The sequence below is a fragment of the Telluribacter roseus genome, assembly GCF_017355915.2.
In the GTDB taxonomy this organism is placed as follows: domain Bacteria; phylum Bacteroidota; class Bacteroidia; order Cytophagales; family Spirosomataceae; genus Telluribacter.
In genome coordinates, this window is sequence record NZ_JAFEUV020000005.1 from 307,345 (window position 1) to 330,743 (window position 23,399).

11 protein-coding genes are annotated in these 23,399 nt (G+C 51.9%); 2 read left to right on the plus strand and 9 right to left on the minus strand.

Going from position 1 to position 23,399, the window contains the following annotated elements:
• Positions 1-107 precede the first annotated feature (107 nt).
• A complete protein-coding gene (locus tag JTN23_RS12335) occupies positions 108-596 on the minus strand; it encodes a hypothetical protein (protein ID WP_247235136.1) in 489 nt (162 codons plus the stop codon).
• Between the two features lie 421 nt (positions 597-1,017).
• Here JTN23_RS12335 and JTN23_RS12340 point away from each other — a divergent pair, with 421 nt between their 5' ends.
• Positions 1,018-3,087 carry a TonB-dependent receptor gene (locus JTN23_RS12340; RefSeq protein ID WP_247235137.1) on the plus strand — a complete coding sequence of 690 codons (2,070 nt, stop codon included), beginning with the start codon at positions 1,018-1,020 and terminating at the stop codon, positions 3,085-3,087.
• An 8-nt stretch (positions 3,088-3,095) separates the two neighbouring features.
• Here the strand turns inward: JTN23_RS12340 and JTN23_RS12345 are convergent, their stop codons facing one another.
• From JTN23_RS12345 to JTN23_RS12355, 3 genes are read right to left on the minus strand one after another with little or no spacing between them, the layout of a single operon-like run.
• Positions 3,096-4,277, minus strand: a complete 1,182-nt coding sequence (locus JTN23_RS12345) for an Nramp family divalent metal transporter (RefSeq protein WP_247235138.1) — start codon at positions 4,275-4,277, stop codon at positions 3,096-3,098.
• A 39-nt stretch (positions 4,278-4,316) separates the two neighbouring features.
• Complete coding sequence (locus tag JTN23_RS12350) at positions 4,317-8,087, minus strand: hydantoinase B/oxoprolinase family protein (protein ID WP_247235139.1); 3,771 nt, start codon at positions 8,085-8,087, stop codon at positions 4,317-4,319.
• A gap of 46 nt (positions 8,088-8,133) precedes the next feature.
• Complete coding sequence (locus JTN23_RS12355) at positions 8,134-10,623, minus strand: PIG-L family deacetylase (protein WP_247235140.1); 2,490 nt, start codon at positions 10,621-10,623, stop codon at positions 8,134-8,136.
• Positions 10,624-10,838: 215 nt separating this feature from the next.
• Between JTN23_RS12355 and JTN23_RS12360 the strand changes: the two genes are divergently transcribed.
• Positions 10,839-13,061 carry a sodium-translocating pyrophosphatase gene (locus JTN23_RS12360; RefSeq protein WP_247235141.1) on the plus strand — a complete coding sequence of 741 codons (2,223 nt, stop codon included), beginning with the start codon at positions 10,839-10,841 and terminating at the stop codon, positions 13,059-13,061.
• 77 nt (positions 13,062-13,138) lie between these two features.
• Here the strand turns inward: JTN23_RS12360 and treY are convergent, their stop codons facing one another.
• From treY to JTN23_RS12385, 5 genes are all read right to left on the minus strand, one after another.
• Positions 13,139-17,368 (minus strand): malto-oligosyltrehalose synthase, encoded by a 4,230-nt coding sequence (treY, locus tag JTN23_RS12365; RefSeq protein WP_247235142.1) that lies wholly within the window; start codon positions 17,366-17,368, stop codon positions 13,139-13,141.
• On the minus strand, positions 17,361-19,205 hold the full coding sequence (gene treZ / locus JTN23_RS12370; protein ID WP_247235143.1) for a malto-oligosyltrehalose trehalohydrolase: 1,845 nt from the start codon (positions 19,203-19,205) through the stop codon (positions 17,361-17,363). The genes treY and treZ overlap by 8 nt, the downstream gene beginning before the upstream one ends.
• A 2-nt stretch (positions 19,206-19,207) precedes the next feature.
• Positions 19,208-21,397, minus strand: a complete 2,190-nt coding sequence (gene glgX, locus JTN23_RS12375; protein WP_247235144.1) for a glycogen debranching protein GlgX — start codon at positions 21,395-21,397, stop codon at positions 19,208-19,210.
• Positions 21,398-21,800: 403 nt separating this feature from the next.
• A complete protein-coding gene (locus tag JTN23_RS12380) occupies positions 21,801-22,367 on the minus strand; it encodes a 50S ribosomal protein L25/general stress protein Ctc (protein WP_247235145.1) in 567 nt (188 codons plus the stop codon).
• Between the two features lie 46 nt (positions 22,368-22,413).
• Positions 22,414-23,358, minus strand: coding sequence for a ribose-phosphate pyrophosphokinase (locus JTN23_RS12385; protein WP_247235146.1), 945 nt, complete (start codon positions 23,356-23,358; stop codon positions 22,414-22,416).
• Positions 23,359-23,399: the final 41 nt, after the last annotated feature.

Sequence of the window (23,399 nt, forward strand, 5' to 3'; positions counted from 1 at the left end):
ACACCTAAAGCTACCTGTTTTATAATTTATAAGAACAGAGGCAATCAGAGCAGCTGTCAGGTATAGGGGCGTAGTAAGATGACGGAATAGTAACCAAAAGAAAAAGATTACTGAACAGAAAGCTGATCAATGTACTCAAGGAGCGTGATAAGATCCTTCGTCTTCGTCAGGCTATTGGCGTTCTTTCTGAGGTACTGGTTGATTTCCCGGCGATGGTTCGGGTACAGTTTGAGGAGGATGGACTTGAGGTTGGACGTATTGATCTTATACGGAGTATTGTTTTTATCAACCAGGAAGAAATGGCTGTCCCGGACAAATATCGTATTGCCCCGCATATCCCTCAACTGGCGGCTGGTACTGTCCTCAGTGAGTAGGATAGTCTGGTATAATTTGCCGGTTCCAAACACTCGTGGAGTTGTCATGAGCTGTGCCGAAAGATTTACTTTTTTTAGAGAGGCAAAAATTAAGAGAAAGCCATAGGGAGGTACGTACTGGTAAAAATCATTGTCTATTTTGATTCCTGCTATACCTTCCCCGTTAGCCAGCGCCAGAGTATCTCCTTCTTCCGTAACAAAGTGCATTTCCCGAAGCAGCATGTTGTAGTTAAGAGGAGCCTTTACAAAACTACTGTCATGAAATGTAATGGTGCTGGTAATAAAGGAGGAGTAGCTATAGTTTTTCCGAATAAGCTTCGCATCATAAATAAGGTTCGGATACTCATTTTTCGCACTCTGCACTAATACCTGAGCAAAGCAAGCCCAGGAACAGCCAAAAAGAAAAAGAACACTTGCGACAGCTACTTTAAGAGAGGAGATAGAAAGAGGCATTGATCAATGGTACTATAACTTACCGGCATTGGCCGGTAACATTCAGAATGTACTTGAGCAAAAGTACCATCTACTTATAAAACCGGATCTACCGTATAGTAAAAAATGAGGTACCGAGCCGGTGGTATGACATTTGTTTGGTTAGGAATAGTTAATGAACTTTGACCCCTTACTTTTCAATCCATAACCCATGTCTTTATTTGAACGTAATACTACTTTGTATTCCTGTACGCTGCTGGCTGCCTTACTGACAGGTCCATCGCTCCAGGCGCAAAACGATACCCTCAGGGTGAATCAGCTGGAAGAAGTTACCGTCAACGCTTACGAATCCAGGAGAACCCTGCTGGAAACTCCGGCGGCTGTCAGTGTAGTAACGCCTCGGCTGATGACCCGCTTTGCCTCCACGACCTGGATTAACGCTGTTAATACGGCTCCTGGTGTTAGAATGGAGGAAAGATCGCCCGGGAGTTACCGCTTTTCCATTCGAGGGAGCTTGCTGCGCTCGCCTTTCGGGGTGCGTAATGTGAAGTTTTACTGGAATGGTATTCCCTTCACGGATGCCAGTGGTAATACACCACTGAATGTACTGGACTTTGCTTCGGTGGAGCGGATGGAGATTATCAAAGGCCCCGGAAGTAGCTTGTACGGCGCTGGCACCGGAGGAGTTGTACTGCTTTCGACGCCATCCGGCAATGCAGGTACCCAGCGGGTGGAGCAGCAGGTAGGAGTTGGTCAGTACGGCTTCAGGAGCTGGAACACCATGCTCCAGACGGGCGGAGCCAACGTGCTGTACGGACATCAGCAGCAGGAAGGGTACCGGGAGCATAGCGCTATGGTACGTGATGCCCTTACGTTTACCTTGACCAATCAGCTGAGTGAGCGGGGCTCCTTGTCCCTGCTGGGGCTTTACTCTGACCTCCACTACCAGACGCCCGGCGGTATCACTCTGGAGCAGTACCAGACCGACCCCCGGATGTCCCGTCAGCCTACGCGGGTACTGCCCGGTAGCCGGGAGCAACAGGCCGGAGTATATACCCGCTACGCCATGCTGGGGGGAAGCTACGACTACCGGTTGTCGCCCCGCTGGACGCAGACACTGTCGCTGTACCTGAACACGAACGATTTCAGAAACCCATTTATCAGCAATCAGGAAAAACGGACCGAGCTGGGACTGGGTGGTAGAAACGTGTGGCGCTACAGCTTTGACAATACCAGCTGGAATGCCACCTGGACCAGTGGTATAGAAGCCCAGTACCTGCAGTCCATTCAGCGTACTTTTGAGAATATCCGGGGTACTACCGGCACGCTGCTGACCGATGAAGAGCTCATGACAGGTACCTTGTCGGCTTTCACACAACTGGAAGCTGAGCCTCTGGATGGACTGATCACTACCGTAGGATTGAGCTACAACACGCTACGCTACGACTTTCAGCAGTTCTTCCCGGCCCCCTATAACAGTCAGAAGCAAAGCTTTAACGCCGAACTGGCTCCCCGCATCGCTGTCCTGAAGAAGATAGGTGATGACTGGGCCGTATTTGGTAGCTACAGCCAGGGATTTTCGCCCCCTACCCTGCAGGAGATTCGCCCCTCGGCCGGTGGATTCCGGGCTGATCTGGCGGCTGAGCGGGGTATCAACCGCGAAATTGGTATACGCCGGGCCGGACGCCGACTATCCGGTGAGGTAAACCTATACTCATTCGGGCTACGGGAGGCCATTGTACGCCGCACCAATGAGAACGGATCAGAGTACTTTGTCAACGCGGGACGGACCCGACAGAATGGTGTAGAGTGGCAGGTAGGCTACAATATCTACACGAGTACGGTGGGTACTCTTAACAACCTCCGCGCGTGGCACAATGGTACCTATACCAACTACCGCTTTGTGGATTTCCAGCAGGGCGATGCGCAGCTCTCGGGTAAGCTACTGCCGGGCATACCTCGTCTGAGTCATGCTACGGGTCTTGATGTGGAGGCTGCTCACGGACTGTCGCTCTACCTGACCTACCAGCACGGAGGCAACGTATTCCTGAATGAGGCCAATACCGTGGAAGCTTCACCTTACGATCAGTTTATAGTGCGGGGCAGCTGGAGACGCAACTGGGGCGCCCACCTCTACACGGACCTGTCGGCCTCGGTAGAGCGGGTAAAGGCAGACATTTACAGCCTGGGCTATGACCTGAATGCCTTTGGTAGCCGCTACTTCAACGCAACGCCCCGACAAAACGCCTGGCTGGGTATCAAGGCCGGCTGGCGGTGGTAGTATCGTTATTAGGTGAAATTTTTAAGGGCAGTAAACAGGCTATTGAGCCCCAGCAGTACCGTCACCCCGAATATCAGGTACAGGAAGGAGTTCTGAAGGCGACTGTTCTGATGAGCCACCGGCAAAAGTTGGGTGTCATTGACGGCCCGGATGATCTGCCAGGTTACGAAGGGAAGGAGCAAACCATTGGCCGCTTGTGCCGCAATAATAATAGGGATGGGTTTGATCTGAAGAAGTCCGAAGACTAACCCAACCAGTAGTACACCACGCCACACCCAGTCAGAGTGACTGGGTGTACTTTTTAGTAGAGTGCGGGCAGTAATGGAGGCGGCTAGAGGAGCGGTGATAACAGACGTAAAGCCTGCCCCGAACAAACCTATGGCATAGAGGCTACCACCCGATGGGCCCAGTCTGGCGGAAAGTACCTCGGCGGCTTTAGCAAAGCTAAATGCACCCTCAACAAAGGTACCTCCCAGCAGTATACTTATAGAAATGATTCCGCCAATCAGGACGGCCAGTACAATACCCTGCCGCATCTCCCGTATGGTTTGTCCCTGACCAATGCCGGAGGCCAGGAACAGGTTATAGGGAACAATGGTAGTACCGACAAGCCCGGTAATGATCAGAGCTGAACCAGCGGGAAAAGAGGGAACAAGGGCGTCTCTGACTAATAGAGGTAGGGCGGGTGCGCCCTGTACGCCCACCCACACAAAGGCAATACCCATCAGAAAAACAACTACGCCCAGTATTCGGGAAAGCGTAGTGGTAGAGCGGATGGATAGCAACAGAAAAGCCAGTAGCCCGACGAGCCCGGTCAGTACCCAGGCGGGTACATCTACCAGTAACTGAATACCGGCTACGGCGCCCAGAATGTTACCCGCCTCGTAGGCAGCGCAGCCGGTAATGACACCAAGGGCCAGGAGCCAGTTAATGGTCCGACCCCGGCTGCCGTGCCGGGCCGAGAGTATTTCGCCCAGATTCTTACCCGAACCAATGGTAATGCGGGCGGCGGCTTCCTGAAGTAGGATGGTACTGAACGTTGAGAATACCAGAGTCCACAGCAGCGAAGTACCGTAGGTAGCTCCCGCCAGTCCGCAGGTGGTGACGGTACCGGGGCCGATAAAAGCCGCCGAAATGACCGACCAGAAAAGCAGGCTGGAAAATCCTGACCGGAGGGTGAGGTACTTCATTCAGCAGGAAGATAATTATCGGGTTGAAACATGTACTTGTCAGGCCTGGCCATAACCTCCACCGCCGGGAGTTTCGATAATCAGGCGCTCGCCCGGATGTACCTGCTTGCTGCAGATAGCGGGAGATTTTTCGAGTACTCCATCTTTATGGACAAAGGTAATGATAGAGGTCTTGCCCGCCTCCCCACCTTCCAGCCCGTAGGGGGAGAAATGGTTGTGTTGCCCGATGAGCGTTACGTCCAGGTTTTCCTTGAATTCAAATTCGCGGATAATTCCATCCCCGCCTTTCCATTTACCCGCTCCCCCTGATCCTGTCCGGATGCCAAACCTGCGCAGCCTTACCGGGTAGCGCCGTTCCAGCTCTTCCGGGTCGGTAATGCGGGTATTGGTCATATGCTGATGTACCCCCGAGCGGCCTCCAAAACCAGGTCCGGCTCCGGCTCCTCCACCTATAGTTTCGTAGTACCCAAAGCGGTCATTGCCGAACAGGAAGTTATTCATGGTACCCTGGCTGCAGGCCGCCAGCCCAAATGCCTTCAGGAGCGTATCCACCAGTCGCTGGCTCACTTCGGTGTTGCCTCCCACTACGGCAGGGCATAGCGTAGGATCATCTTCAAAGTGGGGGTGGAGAAAGGAGTCCTCCGGTAGTACCAGGTCTACATGATTCATTAGTCCATCGTTCAGCGGGATTTCTTTGCCTACCAGTAAGCGAAGTACATAGAGGATGGCGCTGTGAATAATGGATATATTGGCATTCAGGTTCTGTGAGTGAACCTTGGATGTACCCGTAAAGTCAAAGCGTATCCGGCGGTTATCTACCGATACCTGCAGGGCAATGCGACGACCGTCGTCAATGTATTCAACAGCCTTCAGTTGCTTCCCGATCAGCGGTTTGAGCGCCTGCCTTACCTGTTGAGAGGCACTGCGCTTCAGTAGTTGCATATAGGTGATTACCTTCCGGACACCGTGCTCGTGTACCAGGTTGAGGAGCTCTTCCTGTCCCCTTCGCAGCGACGAAAGTGCGGCTACAATATCAGCCTCGTTTTCGGCCAGCATACGGGTAGGATAGGGGCTTTCGGTAAACAACTTCTTGATGGCTTCCCACTGCATCTCGCCCTGTCTTACCAGGTACTGGGGCAGTATAGCCACTCCCTCTTCGTGCAGTCGGGTAGCATCGGGAGGCATGGAACCGGGGCGTTTGCCACCGATTTCGGCGTGGTGGGCCCGGTTGACCACGTAACCTACGCACTGTTGGTATTCTGTAAAAACACCCGCGATGAGTGTGACATCCGGCAGGTGCGAGCCTCCGTACCTGGGATGATTGGTGATGACTACATCACCCGGACCTATCTCTAGTACCTCTTTTACCAGTCGGGTACAGATACCCAGACTACCCAGATGCACGGGTATGTGCGGCGCATTGACCAGTAATTCCCCTTTCGGGTCCAGCAGGGCGCAGGAGAAGTCGAGGCGTTCTTTGACATTGACTGAAAAGGCCGAGCGCTGGAGCTGAGCCCCCATTTCTTCCGCAATGGCCGTAAAGCGATTGGTAAACAGCTCCAGTTCTACTTCACGGGTATGGTGAATGGCCGTCGTGGATGCTCCAGTTCGCTTATCCGAAACAATAATATCCCCGGTAGCCTGAGTGATGGCTTCCCAGCCTTCGGGCAGGTAGGTGGTAGAGGTGGCATTGCGAAGTATAGCCGGTCCGGTCAGGACATCTCCGGCCCCGAGTGTCTGCCAATCGTATACCCCTACTTCCTGCTCAGTCATGTAGGGGGATTTGAGGGTGAGCCTGGGTTGAAGCTTTTGAAAATGCTCAGGAGACGAAACGGCGGACGTTTCTTCCTTCTTCTCCTGAATCATCATTCGGAGGCTTTCTACTTCTACGTCGCGGTTATGGGGGAGGTAGCCAAACTGCGTCTGGTAAAGCTGCTCAAACTGCCGGAGTGTATCGGCCCCCTGGTAGGGTACTTCAATACTGCTCTCCTGCCCGCTGTACCGCAGGAAGACCGAACAGAAGCCTACTTCGGTTTCGCCTACCGCCTCCTGTTGTACTTCCTGAATACCTTTGGCCTGTAGTTCCTGGATCAGGTCCGGGAGTTGTGAGGCAATTTCGGTCCATTTCTGTAGTACCTGTACCGATACGATCCGGCTTACCTGTGCTTCTCCCATACCCAGGGCACTGAAGAGCCCCGCGTCAAAAGGAATGATCACGTGCTGGACGCCCAGGATTTCGGCGAGCTGGCACCCGTGCAGACCACCGGCGCCCCCGAAGGTAAGCAGCGCGTAGTCACGAGGATCCACTCCCTTAGCTACTGAGATACGGCGTATGGCTTCGGCCATTTTCTCGTTGGCAATGCGTTCCAGTCCCAGCAGTATTTCCTTACCTGTCAGGCTGCTTCCGCTGCTGTTGGTAATCTCATCCTGCAATTTTGTGAGGGCTTCCTCCGCCAGCTCCCGGTGAATGGGTATCCCCAGCTGCGTAGGGTCCATCTTGCCGAGCAGCAGGTTTACATCCGTAATGGTGAGCGGGCCCCCGGCTCCGTAACAGGCCGGTCCCGGATGGGCTCCGGCGCTCTCGGGGCCTACCCGCAGGCTGAACCCGTCGTACCAGCATACCGAGCCTCCGCCGGCCGCAACGGTTTCGATGGCAAGGGCCGGGCTGTGCATTTCGAGGGAATTGATCCGGGTGGTGTATTGGATATCCGGGCGTCCGGCAATACGGGCGGTGTCGGTACTGGTACCACCCATGTCAAATGTAAGTACCTTATCAAAACCTAGCCGCTGGGCCAGCGAAGTAGCGGCTACCATGCCACCGGCCGGTCCGCTGAGCAGGCTGTCTTTGGCCCGGAAGTTATTTGCCCCGACCAGGCCTCCGGCACTTGTCATTACTTTCAGCGAAGCATCACCCAGTGAGGTTCTGATCCGGCGGAGGTAGGTATCCAGCACGGGCGACAGGTAGGCATTGATGACGGCCGTCTGGGTACGCCTCAGGTAGTGCAGACCCGGGAACAGCCGGGCCGACTGGGAGAGGTAGGGTATCCCAATGGACTTGAGATAGCTGGCGATCTGCTCTTCGTGGATCGGATTGCGGTAGGAATGTAAAAGGGAGATGGCTACTGACTCAAAACCATGGGTAGTGCAGTAGCTGCCAAGCCGGGCCAGTTCGTCCTGCGTAAGGGGTACATCGATGGAGCCATCCGGCTCCAGTCGTTCCCTGATGCCAAATACGGCCTGATAAAGTAAGGTAGGCTCGGGTATATTCAGCTGAAACAGATGCGGTCTTTGCTGCGTCCCGATCCGGAGCAGGTCTTCGAACCCCTGCGTCACTACCAGCAGGGTTTTAGCCCCTTTCTTCTCCAGCAGCGCGTTGGTACCCTTGGTGGTGCCCAGCCTCATGCTGAGCGGAGGGAACGGCTTGCGGAGGGGAGTCCCTGTCACCAACCGGGTAGCTAGTACAGGCGCCTCCTCTCCGGTGAAAAGCTCAAAATCAACGTTATAAATCGGTGTTAAATTATCTTCTAACGTAATAGTCTTGCTTTCGTAGTTGATAGACAGGAGCTTAGTCATGCTATGACTTCCCTGCAGACGAAAATGATACCCATTTAGCAGGTGGCTGGGGTGCTGCCAGGGGGCCTCAAACTCATAGTAGTTGGCGTCAACCTTACGTATTATACGGCCCCGTAGGTATCCACTGCTGAGTACTTTAGCTCGGTGTCGCTGACCCGAAGGGTCGATGGCAAGACAGTCTGTAAAAGTACCTCCGGTGTCAATCCAGATTTTCCAGGGAGTGGTGGCAGTTGTCAATTCGTACGGTGGTTTTGGGTACTTAGTCAGGTAAATAGGGCTTTGATCAGTTGGCTTTACCTACCGAGATCAGATTGGCAAACAACCGGTAGGCTCCGGTAACACCGGCTGGCAACTCTCTGAAAAAGGAAAGACCGGTGTAGATATAGTGTCCCTTTCCGTAGGGAGCATAGATCAGGCTACCCTCTTTGGGAGTTTCTCCTACATCATTACTCGAGAATACAGGCTGGTACTCCGGTGCCCATTCTTCGGCGAAGTAAAGGCCCCGCTCCTGTACCCATCCTTCAAAATCCTTCGGGCCAATCTTGTTCGGAAAGTTCAGCAGGGGGTGGTTGGGTTTGAGCACGCGCATCTCGGCATCTTCCTCCGCCACCCGGTCACGTCCGAGCTTAAAGGGATAAGGTCCCAGCTGAGGTACCTTCTGCCCCTGTGGGGTAGCGTACTGTACTACCATGGTACCACCATTTTTTACGTAGTTCATCAGCTTGTCCTGATAAAAGCGCAGCCGTTCCTCGGTGTTGTAGGCTCTTACACCTACTACAATGGCATCGTAGCCACTCAGGTCCTTGCTTAATTCGCCTTCATTAAGCATCACTACCGTAGCTCCCATCTGACGAAGCGCCGCCGGTACATCATCACCAGCACCGGCTATATAGCCGATCCGCTTAGCCAGATTTTGAACGTCCACCCGGGCCAGTTTGGCCTCCGCCGGAGGGAATATAGTCTGCGTAGGAATGTGCGCGTACTGGATGGTCCTGAGCGAAGTGGCGTACTCCTGACCATTTACCGTAGCCACAGCCCGTAGCGCCGCTTCCTGGTTCTGGGCAGGAGGTACTACCGTAAATTGGTACGTTTCTTCCTGATACTTATCGTTGAACTGGAAACTGTGAGAGGCGGGCTCTACATTCCATCCGGCCGGTACCTGGAGCTTGACGGTACCTTTTACATTTTTCTGCTGAGCCTTTACCAGTACCAGTACCTGCTGGGGAGAACTACTGGTAAATATATAGGCAGACTCATTTAGATTGGTGGTTACGGCAGGTCTGATCTCGAATGGACGGTACTGCTCACCGGCTACCGGATCGGTGAATTTGTAGACCCACGGCTGACTGAATGTAAATGGCTGTCCGTCTATTTCAAATGTATAGCGGGTGACGGTCTGGGAGGTATTTTCAGGATATCCGATGGCGCGCTGGTCGTTGATCTGGAATATACCTTTCTGAAGCGGCTGCTCAAGCCAGTAGGGCTGGCTGCTCTTGAGGCTGGTGGGCAGGCTGGCCCGGATCATCAGGTTTTCGGCTTTGTTGAGCTGCAGACTCTTGTTTAGGGTACTATCGCCCGCCCGTCCGGTCCACTGGATACCTACCAGCTTTACGGGGTAGTTGCCCCGCTTTACTACATTTATTCTCAGGTCCACGGGAGTACCCGGCACGGCTGAGTACTCGGTTGGGTTCGTTTCAAACCACAGCCCCAGGCACTGCTGAATGAGGCTCTCCACCTCCTGCTTTTTGGCCTGTACCAGTACATTCTTCTGGTCCAGCTTATGCAACTCTTTATGAATACGCACCAGGGTAGGTACCGAGGCGGCTGGCTGACTCATGTTGAAAGTACTGATCGCTTCCTTCACCAGACGAGCTACTGCTGCGCTATTAGGTACCCGGGCCCAGCTGGTATCCACCCCATCAAAAATACCCTTTTGGGCGGGTACTCCGGCGGTATGCAGCAGGTAGTCGGTGCGCTGGTCCCTGACCGCCGACGAGCCAAAGCCCTGGCTCTTGTGCTGGCTGCGGCTTTCGGCGGCTATCTCTGTATAGGACTTGCCCAGCAGCGGGTTGAATCCTCCCAGTTCTACCGCTATGTAGGGTACGTTTGTTTCGGTAGGGGCTTCGTTGGTAAAGCCGCGGTTGTAGGAGTTCCAGACGATGCGCTTGGCCTGCCAGGGCTTCACGTACGCCAGCTGATCCGGGTATGACCTGGAGTCGGCCGCCAGTTTGAAAGCTTCTTCGGCCATATAGGCTGACGTTTGGTGATGACCGTGACCAGCCCTGGGGTCGGGCGGAAAACGAGTAATGATCACATCCGGCTGGTACTTACGAATCATCCATACTACATCGCCCAGTACTTTATCGCGATCCCAGAAGTTGAGTGTCTCCTCACGGGTCTTCGAAAAGCCAAAGTCATAGGCGCGCGAGAAGAACTGCTCGGCTCCGTCGATCCGGCGCGCCGCCAGTAGTTCCTGCGTACGTATAATGCCGATGTTGTATCCCTGTTCGGCTCCGATCAGGTTCTGACCGCCATCCCCGCGCGTCAGGGACAGGTAAGCAGTACGGGCCAGTCGATCTTTGGATAAGTAGGCCAGCATCAGCGTATTCTCGTCATCGGGATGTGCGGCTATATACAGGACAGACCCCAACATATTCAGCTTTTTAAGATTCTGAAGAATCTCGCTGGAAGGCACGGCGGGCGACTGAGAGTAGGCTTTGGGAATAAGAAGGAGTAAGAGAAAAAGGTATGATTTGTAAAAAATGCTTTTCATTCTGAACAGGGGTAGTAGGGACATTTTAAAGGTAAAAAGACGTAATCTACTGACAGTAAGGACAAAGATGCAATAATCGAATTGGCTTTCTTAAATATTTCATAAAAAGTATAAAAAATAATCTATTTGGCCTCTTAAAGCATTTTTTTATGAAAGGGCAAAATCTATATTTACATGATTTTGATTCTTAAACACTTAACCAATCGTATTAACGCATGAGTAACATTACTTATCTGGTACCAGTATTAGGACTGGTTGGTCTACTGGTTATGTTTATTAAACGAGGCTGGGTGGTGAAGCAGGATGCCGGTGATGCCCGAATGAAGGAAATTGCCGATGCCATTGCCGATGGTGCCCTTGCCTTTCTTAAGGCCGAATGGCGGGTACTTATTGTGTTTGGTATCATAGTTAGTATCCTGCTGGGGTGGTCGGGTACATTAGTAGAAAATTCAAGCTGGTACATTGGGATAGCTTTTGTTATCGGGGCGTTTATTTCAGCCTTTGCCGGGTACATCGGGATGAACATTGCTACCAAATCCAACGTACGTACTACCCAGGCGGCACGTACCAGCCTAACCAAAGCGCTGGAGGTATCTTTTACCGGTGGCTCGGTGATGGGTATCGGAGTTGCTAGTCTGGCGGTACTGGGGCTCAGTGTCCTGTTCATCGTGTTCTACCAGTTGTTTGTAGGTGACAGCAGCGATGTGAACGGCTTGCCCATGGAAACGGTACTGGAAGTACTGGCGGGCTTCTCGCTGGGAGCTGAATCCATCGCTCTCTTTGCCCGCGTGGGCGGTGGTATCTATACCAAAGCGGCCGATGTAGGAGCTGACCTGGTAGGTAAGGTAGAAGCCGGTATTCCTGAGGATGACCCGCGCAACCCGGCCACCATTGCCGATAACGTAGGTGACAACGTGGGTGACGTCGCCGGTATGGGAGCTGACTTGTTTGGTTCATACGTGGCGACCATTCTGGCTACCATGGTACTGGGTCGAGAGATCATGGCCCGCCAGCCCGATAATTTCGGGGGTATTGCACCCATTCTGCTGCCGATGGTAATAGCCGGCGTAGGGCTGATCGCCTCTATCATTGGCATGATGCTGGTACGGGTGGGTGATGATAATGGGAATGTACAGGGAGCCCTCAATCGGGGTAACTGGGCTTCTATTTTGATCACGCTGATTGCTTCCTATCCCCTTACGATCTGGATGCTACCCGAAGAGAGTCTGACGCTACGTGGGGTAGAGTTTACGTCACTGGATGTTTTCTGGGCTATACTACTCGGTTCTATTGTGGGAGCTATCATGTCAGCTGTTACAGAGTACTATACCGCTATGGGCAAACGTCCGGTACAGTCGATCGTAAATCAGTCATCGACGGGACACGCTACCAACATCATCGGTGGTCTTTCGGTGGGTATGGAGTCTACGGTTATTCCTATCATCGTACTGGCAGCCGGTATTTTTATCAGTTATGAACTGGCCGGTCTGTACGGAGTAGCGATTGCGGCGGCCGGTATGATGGCTACCACGGCCATGCAGCTGGCTATTGATGCCTTCGGACCCATTGCTGATAACGCCGGTGGTATTGCGGAGATGTCGCACCTGCCCGAGGAGGTACGTGGACGTACGGATGTACTCGATGCCGTAGGTAACACCACCGCAGCTACGGGTAAAGGCTTTGCTATCGCTTCGGCGGCTCTTACTTCACTGGCGCTTTTCGCGGCCTTCTGCGGGGTGGCTGGTATCGATGCAATTGATATATACAAGGCCAATGTACTGGCGGGGCTCTTCGTAGGAGCCATGATCCCCTTTATTTTCTCGTCACTGGCCATTGCAGCCGTGGGACGTGCCGCCATGAAAATGGTGGAAGAGGTACGTCGTCAGTTCCGCGAGATACCCGGTATCATGGAAGGTACAGCACGACCCGAGTACGAGAAGTGCGTAGCCATCTCTACGCAGGCTTCTATCCGGGAAATGGTGGCTCCGGGTCTGATAGCCCTGATCGTACCGGTAGTGGTTGGATTTATATTCGGTCCTGAGGTACTGGGTGGATTACTGGCTGGTGTGACTGTATCGGGTGTACTGATGGGTATTTTCCAGAACAACGCCGGTGGTGCCTGGGACAACGCGAAGAAGTCTTTTGAGAAAGGGGCCATCATCAACGGCCAGACCTACTATAAGAAGTCGGAGCCGCACAAAGCAGCCGTGACGGGTGATACCGTGGGTGATCCTTTCAAGGATACGTCCGGTCCATCCATGAACATCCTGATCAAGCTGATGTCGATCGTTTCGCTGGTAATTGCTCCGCATATCGCTGTGGAGGAGGTGACTGATCAGGAATTCATTGAGGACAGCAGCATCCAGATAGAAGCCCCTAAGGTGGCAGCTACGGAAAAAAATCCTTCACGTGTAGAGTGGAAGGATGTAGTGAAATAACTATCTATACTTCGGTATAAAAATAGGCCCTGCCGGTATACCGGCAGGGCCTCCTTGTTTAAAGGTATCAAAACAACTTAGTCACGGTTGTATATCTGAGTCCACTCCCGTAGCTGATCTTCGGCTTCTTTGGTGATTTGTCCGGGTGTCATACGCCACAGCCAGTTGCCTTCGCCTGCACCGGGGTAGTTCATCCGCGAGTTCTCATCCAGTCCCAGTAGGTCCTGCACCGGGATGATGGCGATCTTCGCTACGGATGAAAAAGCCAGCCGGCACATAGTAGGAGCGATCTCATCATCCGGCAGAACACGTCCTACGTATTTATCCAGACGATTTTTGTCCTCCTTGCCCTCCTGGTGGTACCAGCCCATGACGGTATTGTTGTCGTGGGTACCGGTGTAGGCTACAAAGTTGGGAACAAAATTATGGGGAACAAAGATGTTCTTCGGCATGGTCTCGTCGAAGGCAAACAAGATCACCTTCATGCCCGGCAGGTCAAACTCATCACGTAGCTCCAGAACGATATCACTGACATCGCCCAGGTCCTCAGCAATGAAAGGCAAGCCTCCCAGCTCCTTCTTAACCAGATTAAAGAACTCAGATCCAGGTCCCAGCTTCCACTCACCCTTACGGGCGGTTTTCTCTCCGGCAGGTACTACCCAGTAGTCAGCAAAGGCCCGGAAGTGGTCAAGGCGTACGATATCAAACAACTCGATGTTCTTGATGAGTCGCTCGATCCACCACTTGTAGTTCTGCTCTTTCAGTACATCCCATTCAAACACCGGCATACCCCATAGCTGTCCGTCTTCACTGAAGAAATCAGGTGGTACGCCAGCTATGCCGGTCATATTCCCTTCTTCATCCAGGCTGAAGATCTCCTTGTTGCCCCACACATCTACGGAATCGTAGCTGGTGTAGAAGGGCATATCACCAAATAGCTGGATTCCCCGGTTGTTGCAGTAGGTGCGGAGTCGCTTCCACTGCATCATGAATATGAACTGCAGCCACTTGGTCTTCTCTATCTTATCAGCCTGTTCCTTTATGACTTTATCAATGGCTTTTTGGTCACGAAGCTTGTATTCCTTCGGCCACTCAAACCAGGGCTTTTTGTCATTCATGTCCTTGAGCACTATGAAGAGCGCAAAGTCATCCAGCCACAGGGCCTCCTGCTTGCAGAAGTCCAGGAACTGCTGCTTCATGGTAGCAAACTCGCCCTCCTTGAAGTTAGTCCAGGCTATCTCGAACAGCTCGCTTTTGACCCGCTCGGCCTCGGCATAGTCGGCTGTATCCTTGGTAGGAAGCTGGTACTTCTTGAGCTCCTTCGCATCCAGTAGTCCTTCCTGAGCCAGTAGCTCCGGACTGATCAGTAACGGATTACCCGCCCGGCTGGATAGGGCACTGTAGGGCGAATGAGCCTGTCCCTTTTCGGTGGGATTGAGGGGTAGTAGCTGCCAGTACTTCTGTCCGGTACGGTATAGAAAGTCGGCAAATGCCTTCGCCTCAGGACCCATGTCTCCTAATCCAAACGGGGAAGGAAGGGAGGTGATATGGAGTAATATACCGGCGCCCCGCTCATTCTTTGCCTTGAACTTCAGAACCGCAAAGGGTAGTATCGTAAACAAACCACTCAGGGCTAGTTCTTTCTCGACAGTACCCTCCGTTTTCAGGAGCAGATGCTGCCACTCCGTAGCGATACCTTTGGGTAGTTCGATCTTGGTATCCTCCCAATCCAGTTCCAGCAGGTCCTTACCCTGTTGTTCGCAGAGCTGAGCTACGTGCAGAGGTACAACTACCACATAGCTGGTCTGCTGGTAGGTACGGGCGAAGGCAATGATGTTGTCCTTGTACTTACCACTCACCTCCAGGGGTACATAGTCACCCTTGGCAAAGATGTCAGCATTACGCTTCCGCTCGTTGAGCAGGGTATGGGTCAACCACAGTTTGATTCTGGCATTGGATCGCTGTTGCCACAGATCCTGCCATACATCCTCCTGCTTATTAACGTCCTGCGAATCCAGTTCATCCAGCCACTGCTGGCGTTTTTCGTAGTCTACCTTACGACGGTTGTCCGGATCCACCAGGCTCAGGTCCCAGAACTCGGTGCCCTGGTATACATCAGGTACCCCCGGACAGGTAAACTTGAGCAGTACCTGCGACAGGGAGTTGACGATACCGTAGTCGGCTACCTTCTGATGGAAAGCCGAAAAACTCTTCCAGAAAGGTTTGCTTTGATCCAGGAGCGCTTTGGCAAACGCCTTGGTACCTTCTTCGTATTCTTCATTCGGTGTAGTCCAGTTGGAGTGCTGCTTGGCTTCCCGTAGGGCTTTCTGCAGGTACTCCTGTACACGCTCCGTAAACTCGTCTTCGTCTTCACCCGGCATGGGCAGGGCTCCCAGGATGGTCTGGTAGATCAGGTACTCATCGTTATCGTCAGGAGCGCCGTTTTTCTTAAGATCAGCGGTTAGCTTCTTCCATTCCTGTACGGCCTGTAGCCATTCATCGGCCAGATCCGTCAGTACATTGAGCCGGGCGCGTACATCCTCGCCACGCTTTGTATCGTGGGTAGAGGTCGTATTGAGAGCCAGGGGCCAGTTCTTCTGGCGGTCAGCCATTTTCTGGTGGAATTCGTCGGGAGTCAACCCAAACGCCTCCGGACTATCACCTACTTCATTATGCCCTACAAAGCGGTTGTACGTGTACATGAGGGTATCTTCTACCCCCTTCGCCATCAGTGGCCCCGTAAACTGCATCAACCGCTGGTAGAAGCGCAGGGCATTCTTAATGTAGGCGGCATCTCCTTTCGCAGGCTTTTTCAGAATGGCCTCCTCCAGCAGATCAATCCCCGGCGCCAGGTCTTTCTTGCTGCCCCGGATATTGTCAAAGATATCCTGTACGGCTGCGGTTTCCTCCTCATCCAGGGGCAGGCTGTTGCCGTAGTACCGGTACACCGGGCACTGGATCAGTACTTCACCAATCGCCTTCTTGAGTATTTCAGGATCTACTTTGGTAAGCGCCTTTTCATCAGCCAGATTCAGGTCAACAAAAAGATGGTACAGATTATTCAACTCCCCACCCATGTGCTCGTTCAGGATGTAGGCTTTTTTGTCGTGGATCTGATCATGGGCCGAAGCCTCGTCACCTACCATCTTGGTATAGTAGTCGGTAAAGCTTTTTTTGCTGTTGCGGTTGGTAAAGAGGTTGTTGACATCAGACAGAAACTCATAACCGGTAGCACCCTGAATGGGCCACTGCTTCGGTAAGTCTTCGCCCGGTTCCAGAATCTTTTCAACCACAATGTACTTTTCCTCACCCACCAGCTCCCGCAGTTGCTGAAGGTAGCCAGTTGGGTCGAAGAGCCCGTCAACGTGGTCAATACGTACCCCTTGGAACAGGTCTTCCTGCACCAGCGTATTAATAAACTGGTGGTAGGTTTTGAAAACCTCCGGGTTCTGAATATTCAGACAGATCAGACTATTGACGGTAAAGAACCGGCGGAAGTTGATCTGCTTGTCGGTTTCCTGCCAGTGGCACAGCCGGTAGGCCTGCTCATCGGCGATCTGACTGATCAGCTCCTGATCCTCATTGACTGCCTTCAGGGCAGACTCAATGTAAGCCCCCGTCGTCTTGTTTTTCAGAAGGGAAGCAAACTGCTGCAGGAACTCCTCCCAGCGGCTGGCAAAAGCCTCGGGTTCGTCTTCTTTATGAATCTCATCCAGTTTTTCCAGGAGCTGGTTAATGGCTTCTGATTTCTGTCCGCTGCCGGCTTGTAGTACCCGGGCGTAGGATCGGAAGCCCACGGGATAATCAGAGTCGTAGTAGGATAGGTACAACCGTAGCCGGTCCGGCTGATATTTGACTTTGAGTTCTCCATTCTTGATAACCTCATCCACCGGGCTCCCCAGGAAAGGTACCATGATGCGCCCGCTGTAGAGCTGGCTGGTCCAGGCTACGTCGAAAAACGCCGCGTAGGCCGAAAGCTGCCCCTTCTCGAGTACATCCATGAGCCACTCGTTGTTGGGGTGGTAGGCCATGTGGTTGGGCACGATATCCTGGAGCCAGCTGATCCCCTGCTCTTTCAGCCGGGTACATATATCTCTCAGTTGCTCTTCGGTACCTACCTCGGGGTTGATCCGGTGCGGGTTGACGCCGTCGTACCCGTGGGTACTTCCGGGGGTAGCTTCAAAAATAGGAGAAGCATAAAGAGTACCTACCCCCAGTTTCTGGAGGTAGGGTAGTATTTTCTCTGCATCAGCCAGGGTAAAGTTCTCGTGGAACTGTATCCTATAAGTAGCGACAGGATTATGCATGGTTGGTGTAGATTATGATAGACTCAGGTTGAACGGTGACAGCACTTGTACTGTCGGCTTGGTCAGGTGAGGCAGCCGGCCCTTTCCACTCGGGAGCGGCCGAATCCAATACCTTTGTCAAACTATCTGAGTAAGATGGTAACGAGACTTGTTGTGCTGTTTTAGAAAAATTCATCACACATACGACGTGGTCGTTGTCGTGCCAGCGATGAAGTACGAGCGTTTGCTGCTCCTCGTTGGGTACTACCTCCACTTGTTTGCGGTTGAGCTGACGAAGTGCCGGAAGCTCCTTCCGGAGCCGGATCAGGGTCTGGTAGTACCTGAACATCGTCTGGTGTGGATCCTGATTCAGCAACTCCCATTGCAGCTTCGACTCATTAAAGGTATCTTCGGCCATGGGGTCTGGTGCTTCACCCTGAGCGTGGAATGCCGCAAACTCGGCCTTACGTCCCTTACGCACAGCTTCGGCCAGTTCCGGATCGGTATGACTCACGAAGTACAGGAACGGATTCGGCTCGCTGTATTCTTCCCCCATGAATAACATCGGCAGGAACGGACTTACCATCACGGCACCGGCCATGAGTTTCTGCATCTCGAAGCTCGACAACTGGCTGGTACGCTCGCCCAGCATACGGTTGCCGACTTGATCGTGGTTCTGGGAGAACACGATGAACTGCTTACCCGGGTTGTTTTCAGCTTTGATACCGAATATTTTGTCACGATGGGGCGAGTACTGCCCGTCGTATACATACGCGTCCGTATAGGCTTTGGCCAGATGCTGTAAACCGGTAAAGTCAGAATAGTACCCATTACGATCGCCACCAGCGGTTACCCGCAGCGCGTGGTGAAACTCATCCACCCACTGGGCATCCATACCAAATCCCTGCTCTTCCAGCGGATTGATAAAGCGGGTATCGTTCAGATCCAGTTCGACGATCATGTAGTGGGTACGTCCGGTCTGCTGCATGAGCTCATTAACGCACATCTTCATCTCGCGCAGGATATGCGTGGCACTGAAGTCCTTAATGGCATGCACAGCATCCATCCGTACGGCATCAATATGAAAGTCCCGGAACCACATCAGGAGGTTCTCGGTGAAGTACTTTCTTACCCCATCGCAACCGGCATCGTCAAAGTTCAGAGCGGGTCCCCAGGGGGTATTGTACTTGTCGGTAAAGTAGGGGCCAAAGTCGTTGAGGTAGTTACCTTCGGGGCCCATGTGGTTGTACACAACATCCAGTATAACGGCGATACCTTTCTGATGACAGGCATCCACCAGGTGCTGTAGCCCTTCGGCTCCGCCGTACGAGTTCTGGGTAGCGAAGGGAAGTACCCCATCGTATCCCCAGTTGCGTGAGCCAGGGAACTGGGCCACCGGCATGATCTCGATAGCATTAACGCCCAGTTCTTTCAGGTAATCCAGCTTTTGCTCCATGGAAGCAAAAGTACCCTCGGGTGTAAACGTACCGGTATGCAGCTCGTACAGGATGTAATCCTCGAGAGGAATGTTGTTCCAGTTGCTGTCGGTCCACTTAAAGGTATTGACATCTATGGCCTGCGAGGGACCGTGTACTCCTTCGGGCTGTGCCAGCGAAGCCGGATCCGGACGCTCCAGATCATCATCCAGTACTATTTTATACAGATCCCCGGGTTTGATATCCGTAGTGGAAGTGTGCCAGTAGCCCATATCCTCCTTCGCTAACGAGATGGTCTTGTTCTTGTCCGGAAGTACCAGGGCAACTTTCTTGGCTATGGGTGACCAGACATATATATCGGCCTGTCCCTCGGTGTTAAAACTAACACCGAGGGATCTTTTTCTTACATCCAATAGATTCATACTTACTTTTTGAATGGGTATTTAAGAAGTACTACTGATCGGCTCTGGACTACCACCGTGTCACCCGGGTTGTAGGTGTCACTACTTTTTTCATCGATAAAGTTTTCACTGGTATCCATAATCTTGATCCATTCTTCACCATACTTCTTGGATGGTAACTTGTACTCCAGGGGTTCGTGGTGGGCATTAAAAATAACGTAGAACGAGTCATCTACGATCTGCTCACCTTTGGGGCCTACTGAGCGCAGGCCGCGTCCGTTCAGGAACACCCCCAGCGACTTGGCAAAGTCATTGCTCCAGTTCTCTTCGTTCATTTCGGTACCTTCGGGCAGGAACCACGCGATATCCTCTACACCTGTTCCCTTGATAGGCTGCCCCTGGAACCAGCGACGACGGCAGAATACCGGATGGTTTTTCTGGAGTTCAATCAACTTCTTGGTAAACTGCATCAGGTCCATATCCGCATTCTTCCAGTCAAACCACGATATCTCGTTATCCTGGCAGTAGGCGTTGTTGTTGCCCCCCTGGCTGCGCCCGATTTCATCACCGGCCAAAAGCATAGGTACCCCCTGTGACAGGAATAGTGTTGCCAGGAAGTTGCGCTTCTGACGGTTGCGGAGTTCTATGATTTCCGGATCATCAGTAAGGCCTTCAGCACCACAGTTCCAGGAGCGGTTGTGACTCTCGCCGTCGTTGTTATCTTCCCCGTTGGCTTCGTTATGTTTCTCATTGTACGATACCAAGTCATTCAGGGTAAACCCGTCGTGCGCCGTAATAAAGTTGATACTAGCGATCGGGCGTCGGTTGTCACCCTGGTACAGGTCAGGACTACCGGTAAAACGGGTAGCAAATTCGGCCAGCATACTGTTTTCGCCGCGCCAGTAGTCACGCATACAATCGCGGTACTTACCATTCCACTCGGTCCAGCCCGGAGGGAAGTTACCTACCTGGTAGCCGCCTTCGCCAATGTCCCAGGGTTCAGCAATAAGCTTAACTTGTGATATGATAGGATCTTGATGGATGATATCAAAGAAGGAGCCCAGGCGATCTACAGAGTGAAGCTCACGGGCCAGGGCCGAAGCCAGGTCAAAGCGGAATCCATCCACGTGCATCTCCAGGATCCAGTAGCGCAGGCTGTCCATGATCAGGCGGAGTACACTGGGGAGCTGGGCATTTAGGGTATTACCAGTACCCGTATAGTCCATATAGAAGCGCTTGTCTTCTTCTACCAGGCGGTAGTATGAACTATTATCTATCCCCTTGAAGGAAAGAGTCGGGCCCATATGGTTACCTTCACCGGTATGGTTATATACTACGTCCAGAATCACCTCGATACCGGCTTTATGTAGTTCTTTAACCATGCTCTTAAACTCGAATACCTGTTCGCCACGGGTACCACTGCTTGAGTAGCGTACATCCGGAGCAAAGAAACCAATGGAGTTATACCCCCAGTAGTTGGTAAGGCCTTTTTCTTTCAGGTGCCAGTCGGTAATAAAGTGATGTACCGGCAGCAGCTCAATGGCCGTAATACCCAGTTCCTTCAGGTAATTGATCGTAACCGGATGCGCAATTGCCGCATAGGTACCTCTGATCTCTTCGGGAATCTCAGGATGTTGTTTAGTAAAGCCCTTTACATGCGTTTCGTAGATTACGGATTTGTGGTAAGGTACTTTGGGTGCTTTATCATCACCCCAGTCAAAGCTGGGATCTATTACGACTGACTTAGGAATGAACGGAGCACTATCCGACTCACTCATACTCATATCTTCCTCGGCGTTACCTACCTCGTAACCGAATAATGCCTCATTCCATTCTATAGTACCTGATATGGCTTTCGCGTAGGGGTCAATCAGTAATTTATTGGGGTTAAAGCGATATCCGTTCTGCGGATCGTATGGACCATGGACCCGGTACCCATATAGCTGGCCTGGTTGCAATTCAGGAACGTACACGTGCCATACGTGATGGGTGCGTTCGGTCATTTTGATTCGGGATGATTCGGACTCATCATCGGGTGAATCAAACAGACATAGTTCGACCCCCTGTGCATTCTCAGCGAATAAAGCAAAGTTTACTCCCTGACCATCCCAGGTAGCTCCCAGTGGATAGGGGGTGCCCGGATATACCTTATGATTCTTCTTACTCACTTTGCCAGAAGGTTCTGCGGCAACGTTGCTGAGTTTTTTTCCCATTTTTAGTGTTGAGTTGGTTTATAGGTAGTACTAGTCCGGGGCAGATAAAATATTCCACTGTCGCTCACTGCCCGTTCCGATGTAATTCAGATGGTTTTCAGGTGAGACGCCCGTAGTTTTTCGGATCTGTAAGCTGTCCGGATTTACACTTGACTCTAAATATTCATGCCACTCACACTGTACCTGTTTCTGTTGAAGTTTTTCTCAACTAGTACCCTTACGTATAGTTAAAAACTGCTACATGTGGAGAAGCAGCAGCAGGATCAACCGGAAGTACCCGTAGTAGGAAGGATCGGGAGGACGCAGGTACCTGTGCAGGAGGGAAGGACCGGAAAGGGGCTAAAACAAAAATGCCGACCAAAGGTCGGCACGTTTGCATCTATTAGCCATGAAAAATAAATTACTATCCACGCATTTGTCCACGCAGTGCACGTGGGATCTCAACTGAAGCAACAGGGTTGCTTGTTGGGCTTAGGATGGTGTATCCTTCTGGTTGGATAGCACCTACCTTAACCGATTTGCCAAGGTCGAGGTTTGTTATATCAACTTCAATATAGTCAGGAATGTTCTTAGCCAAACCTTGCACACGCAATTTACGCAATTTTTGGTTAAGTTTTCCACCTTTCATTACTCCGGTTGAAGCACCTGTCAGTTTAACGGGTACCTCTACCTTTATCTCTTTCCCTTCAACGATCTCAAGGAAGTCAGCGTGTAGCAGACTGTCGTTAACGGGATGGTACTGTGTATCTTGCAAAATGGCAGTATATAGATCGCCTTCGATGTTCAGGGTTACTTCGAATACATCAGGAGTAAACAGCAGCTCACGGAAAAGGATAGAAGGTGCATAGAAATGTACCTGTGAATTTCCACCGTAAAGTACTGAAGGAATGTAACCTTGGGCACGCAGGTCTTGAGACTCAGACTTGCCGAGATTCGCTCTTTTATACCCTACAATCTCATGTTTTTTCATAATTTGAAAAGATAAACTAAGTGTAAAATAACTACGATTAAAAAAATTACTGATTATTTATGAATAGTGAGCTAATAGAATCATGATCACGTATACGGCCAATGGCTTTGGCAAAAAGCTCCGCTACGGATATGACCCGTATCTTAGGATTAGTCTGCTTTAAAGGAATAGTGTCCGTAACAATTAATTCTTCAAGAACGGAGTTGGCAATGTTTTCGTGTGCCTTTCCGGACATTATAGGGTGTGTACAAATAGCTCTTACTGAGCGTGCTCCCTTCTCCAGGATAATCTCCGCGGCCTTGCAGATAGTTCCACCCGTATCGATCAGGTCATCAACGAGTACTACATCCGCTCCCTCCACATCACCAATCACCTGCATGGAAGCAATCTCATTGGCACGCTTACGTTGTTTATCGCATAGAATCATATCAACGTTAAGCATCTTGGCAAAGTTCCGGGCGCGTCCGGCACCTCCCACGTCAGGAGAAGCAATCAGCAGACGATCCAGGTTCAGGGACTTAATATAAGGCACCAGTACCGTAGTACCTTCCAGATGATCAACCGGGAAGTCAAAAAAGCCCTGGATCTGACCGGCGTGCAGGTCAATGGTCATCAACCGATCGACTCCCGAAGCTGAAAGCAGATTCGCCACCAACTTGGCCGCGATGGGTACCCGGGGCTTGTCCTTACGGTCTTGACGGGCGTAGCCAAAGTAAGGAATAACCACATTGACATAGTGCGCTGAGGCCCGGCGGCAGGCATCTACCATCAGCAACAGCTCCATGAGGTTATCAGTAGGCGGAAAGGTAGACTGGATCAGAAAAACATCACAGCCACGTACGGATTCTTCAAAGCTTGGCGAGAGTTCTCCGTCACTGAATTTGCGCAGGGTATACCCACCAAGATCCTTCCCGAAGAATCGGGCAATATCCTTTGACAAATATTCGGACTGACTACCGGAGAAGATTTTTACTGTGTTGATGGAGCCCATGGCTTTTTCAAAATTTGCGCAAAATTAGAGAATATCAATTA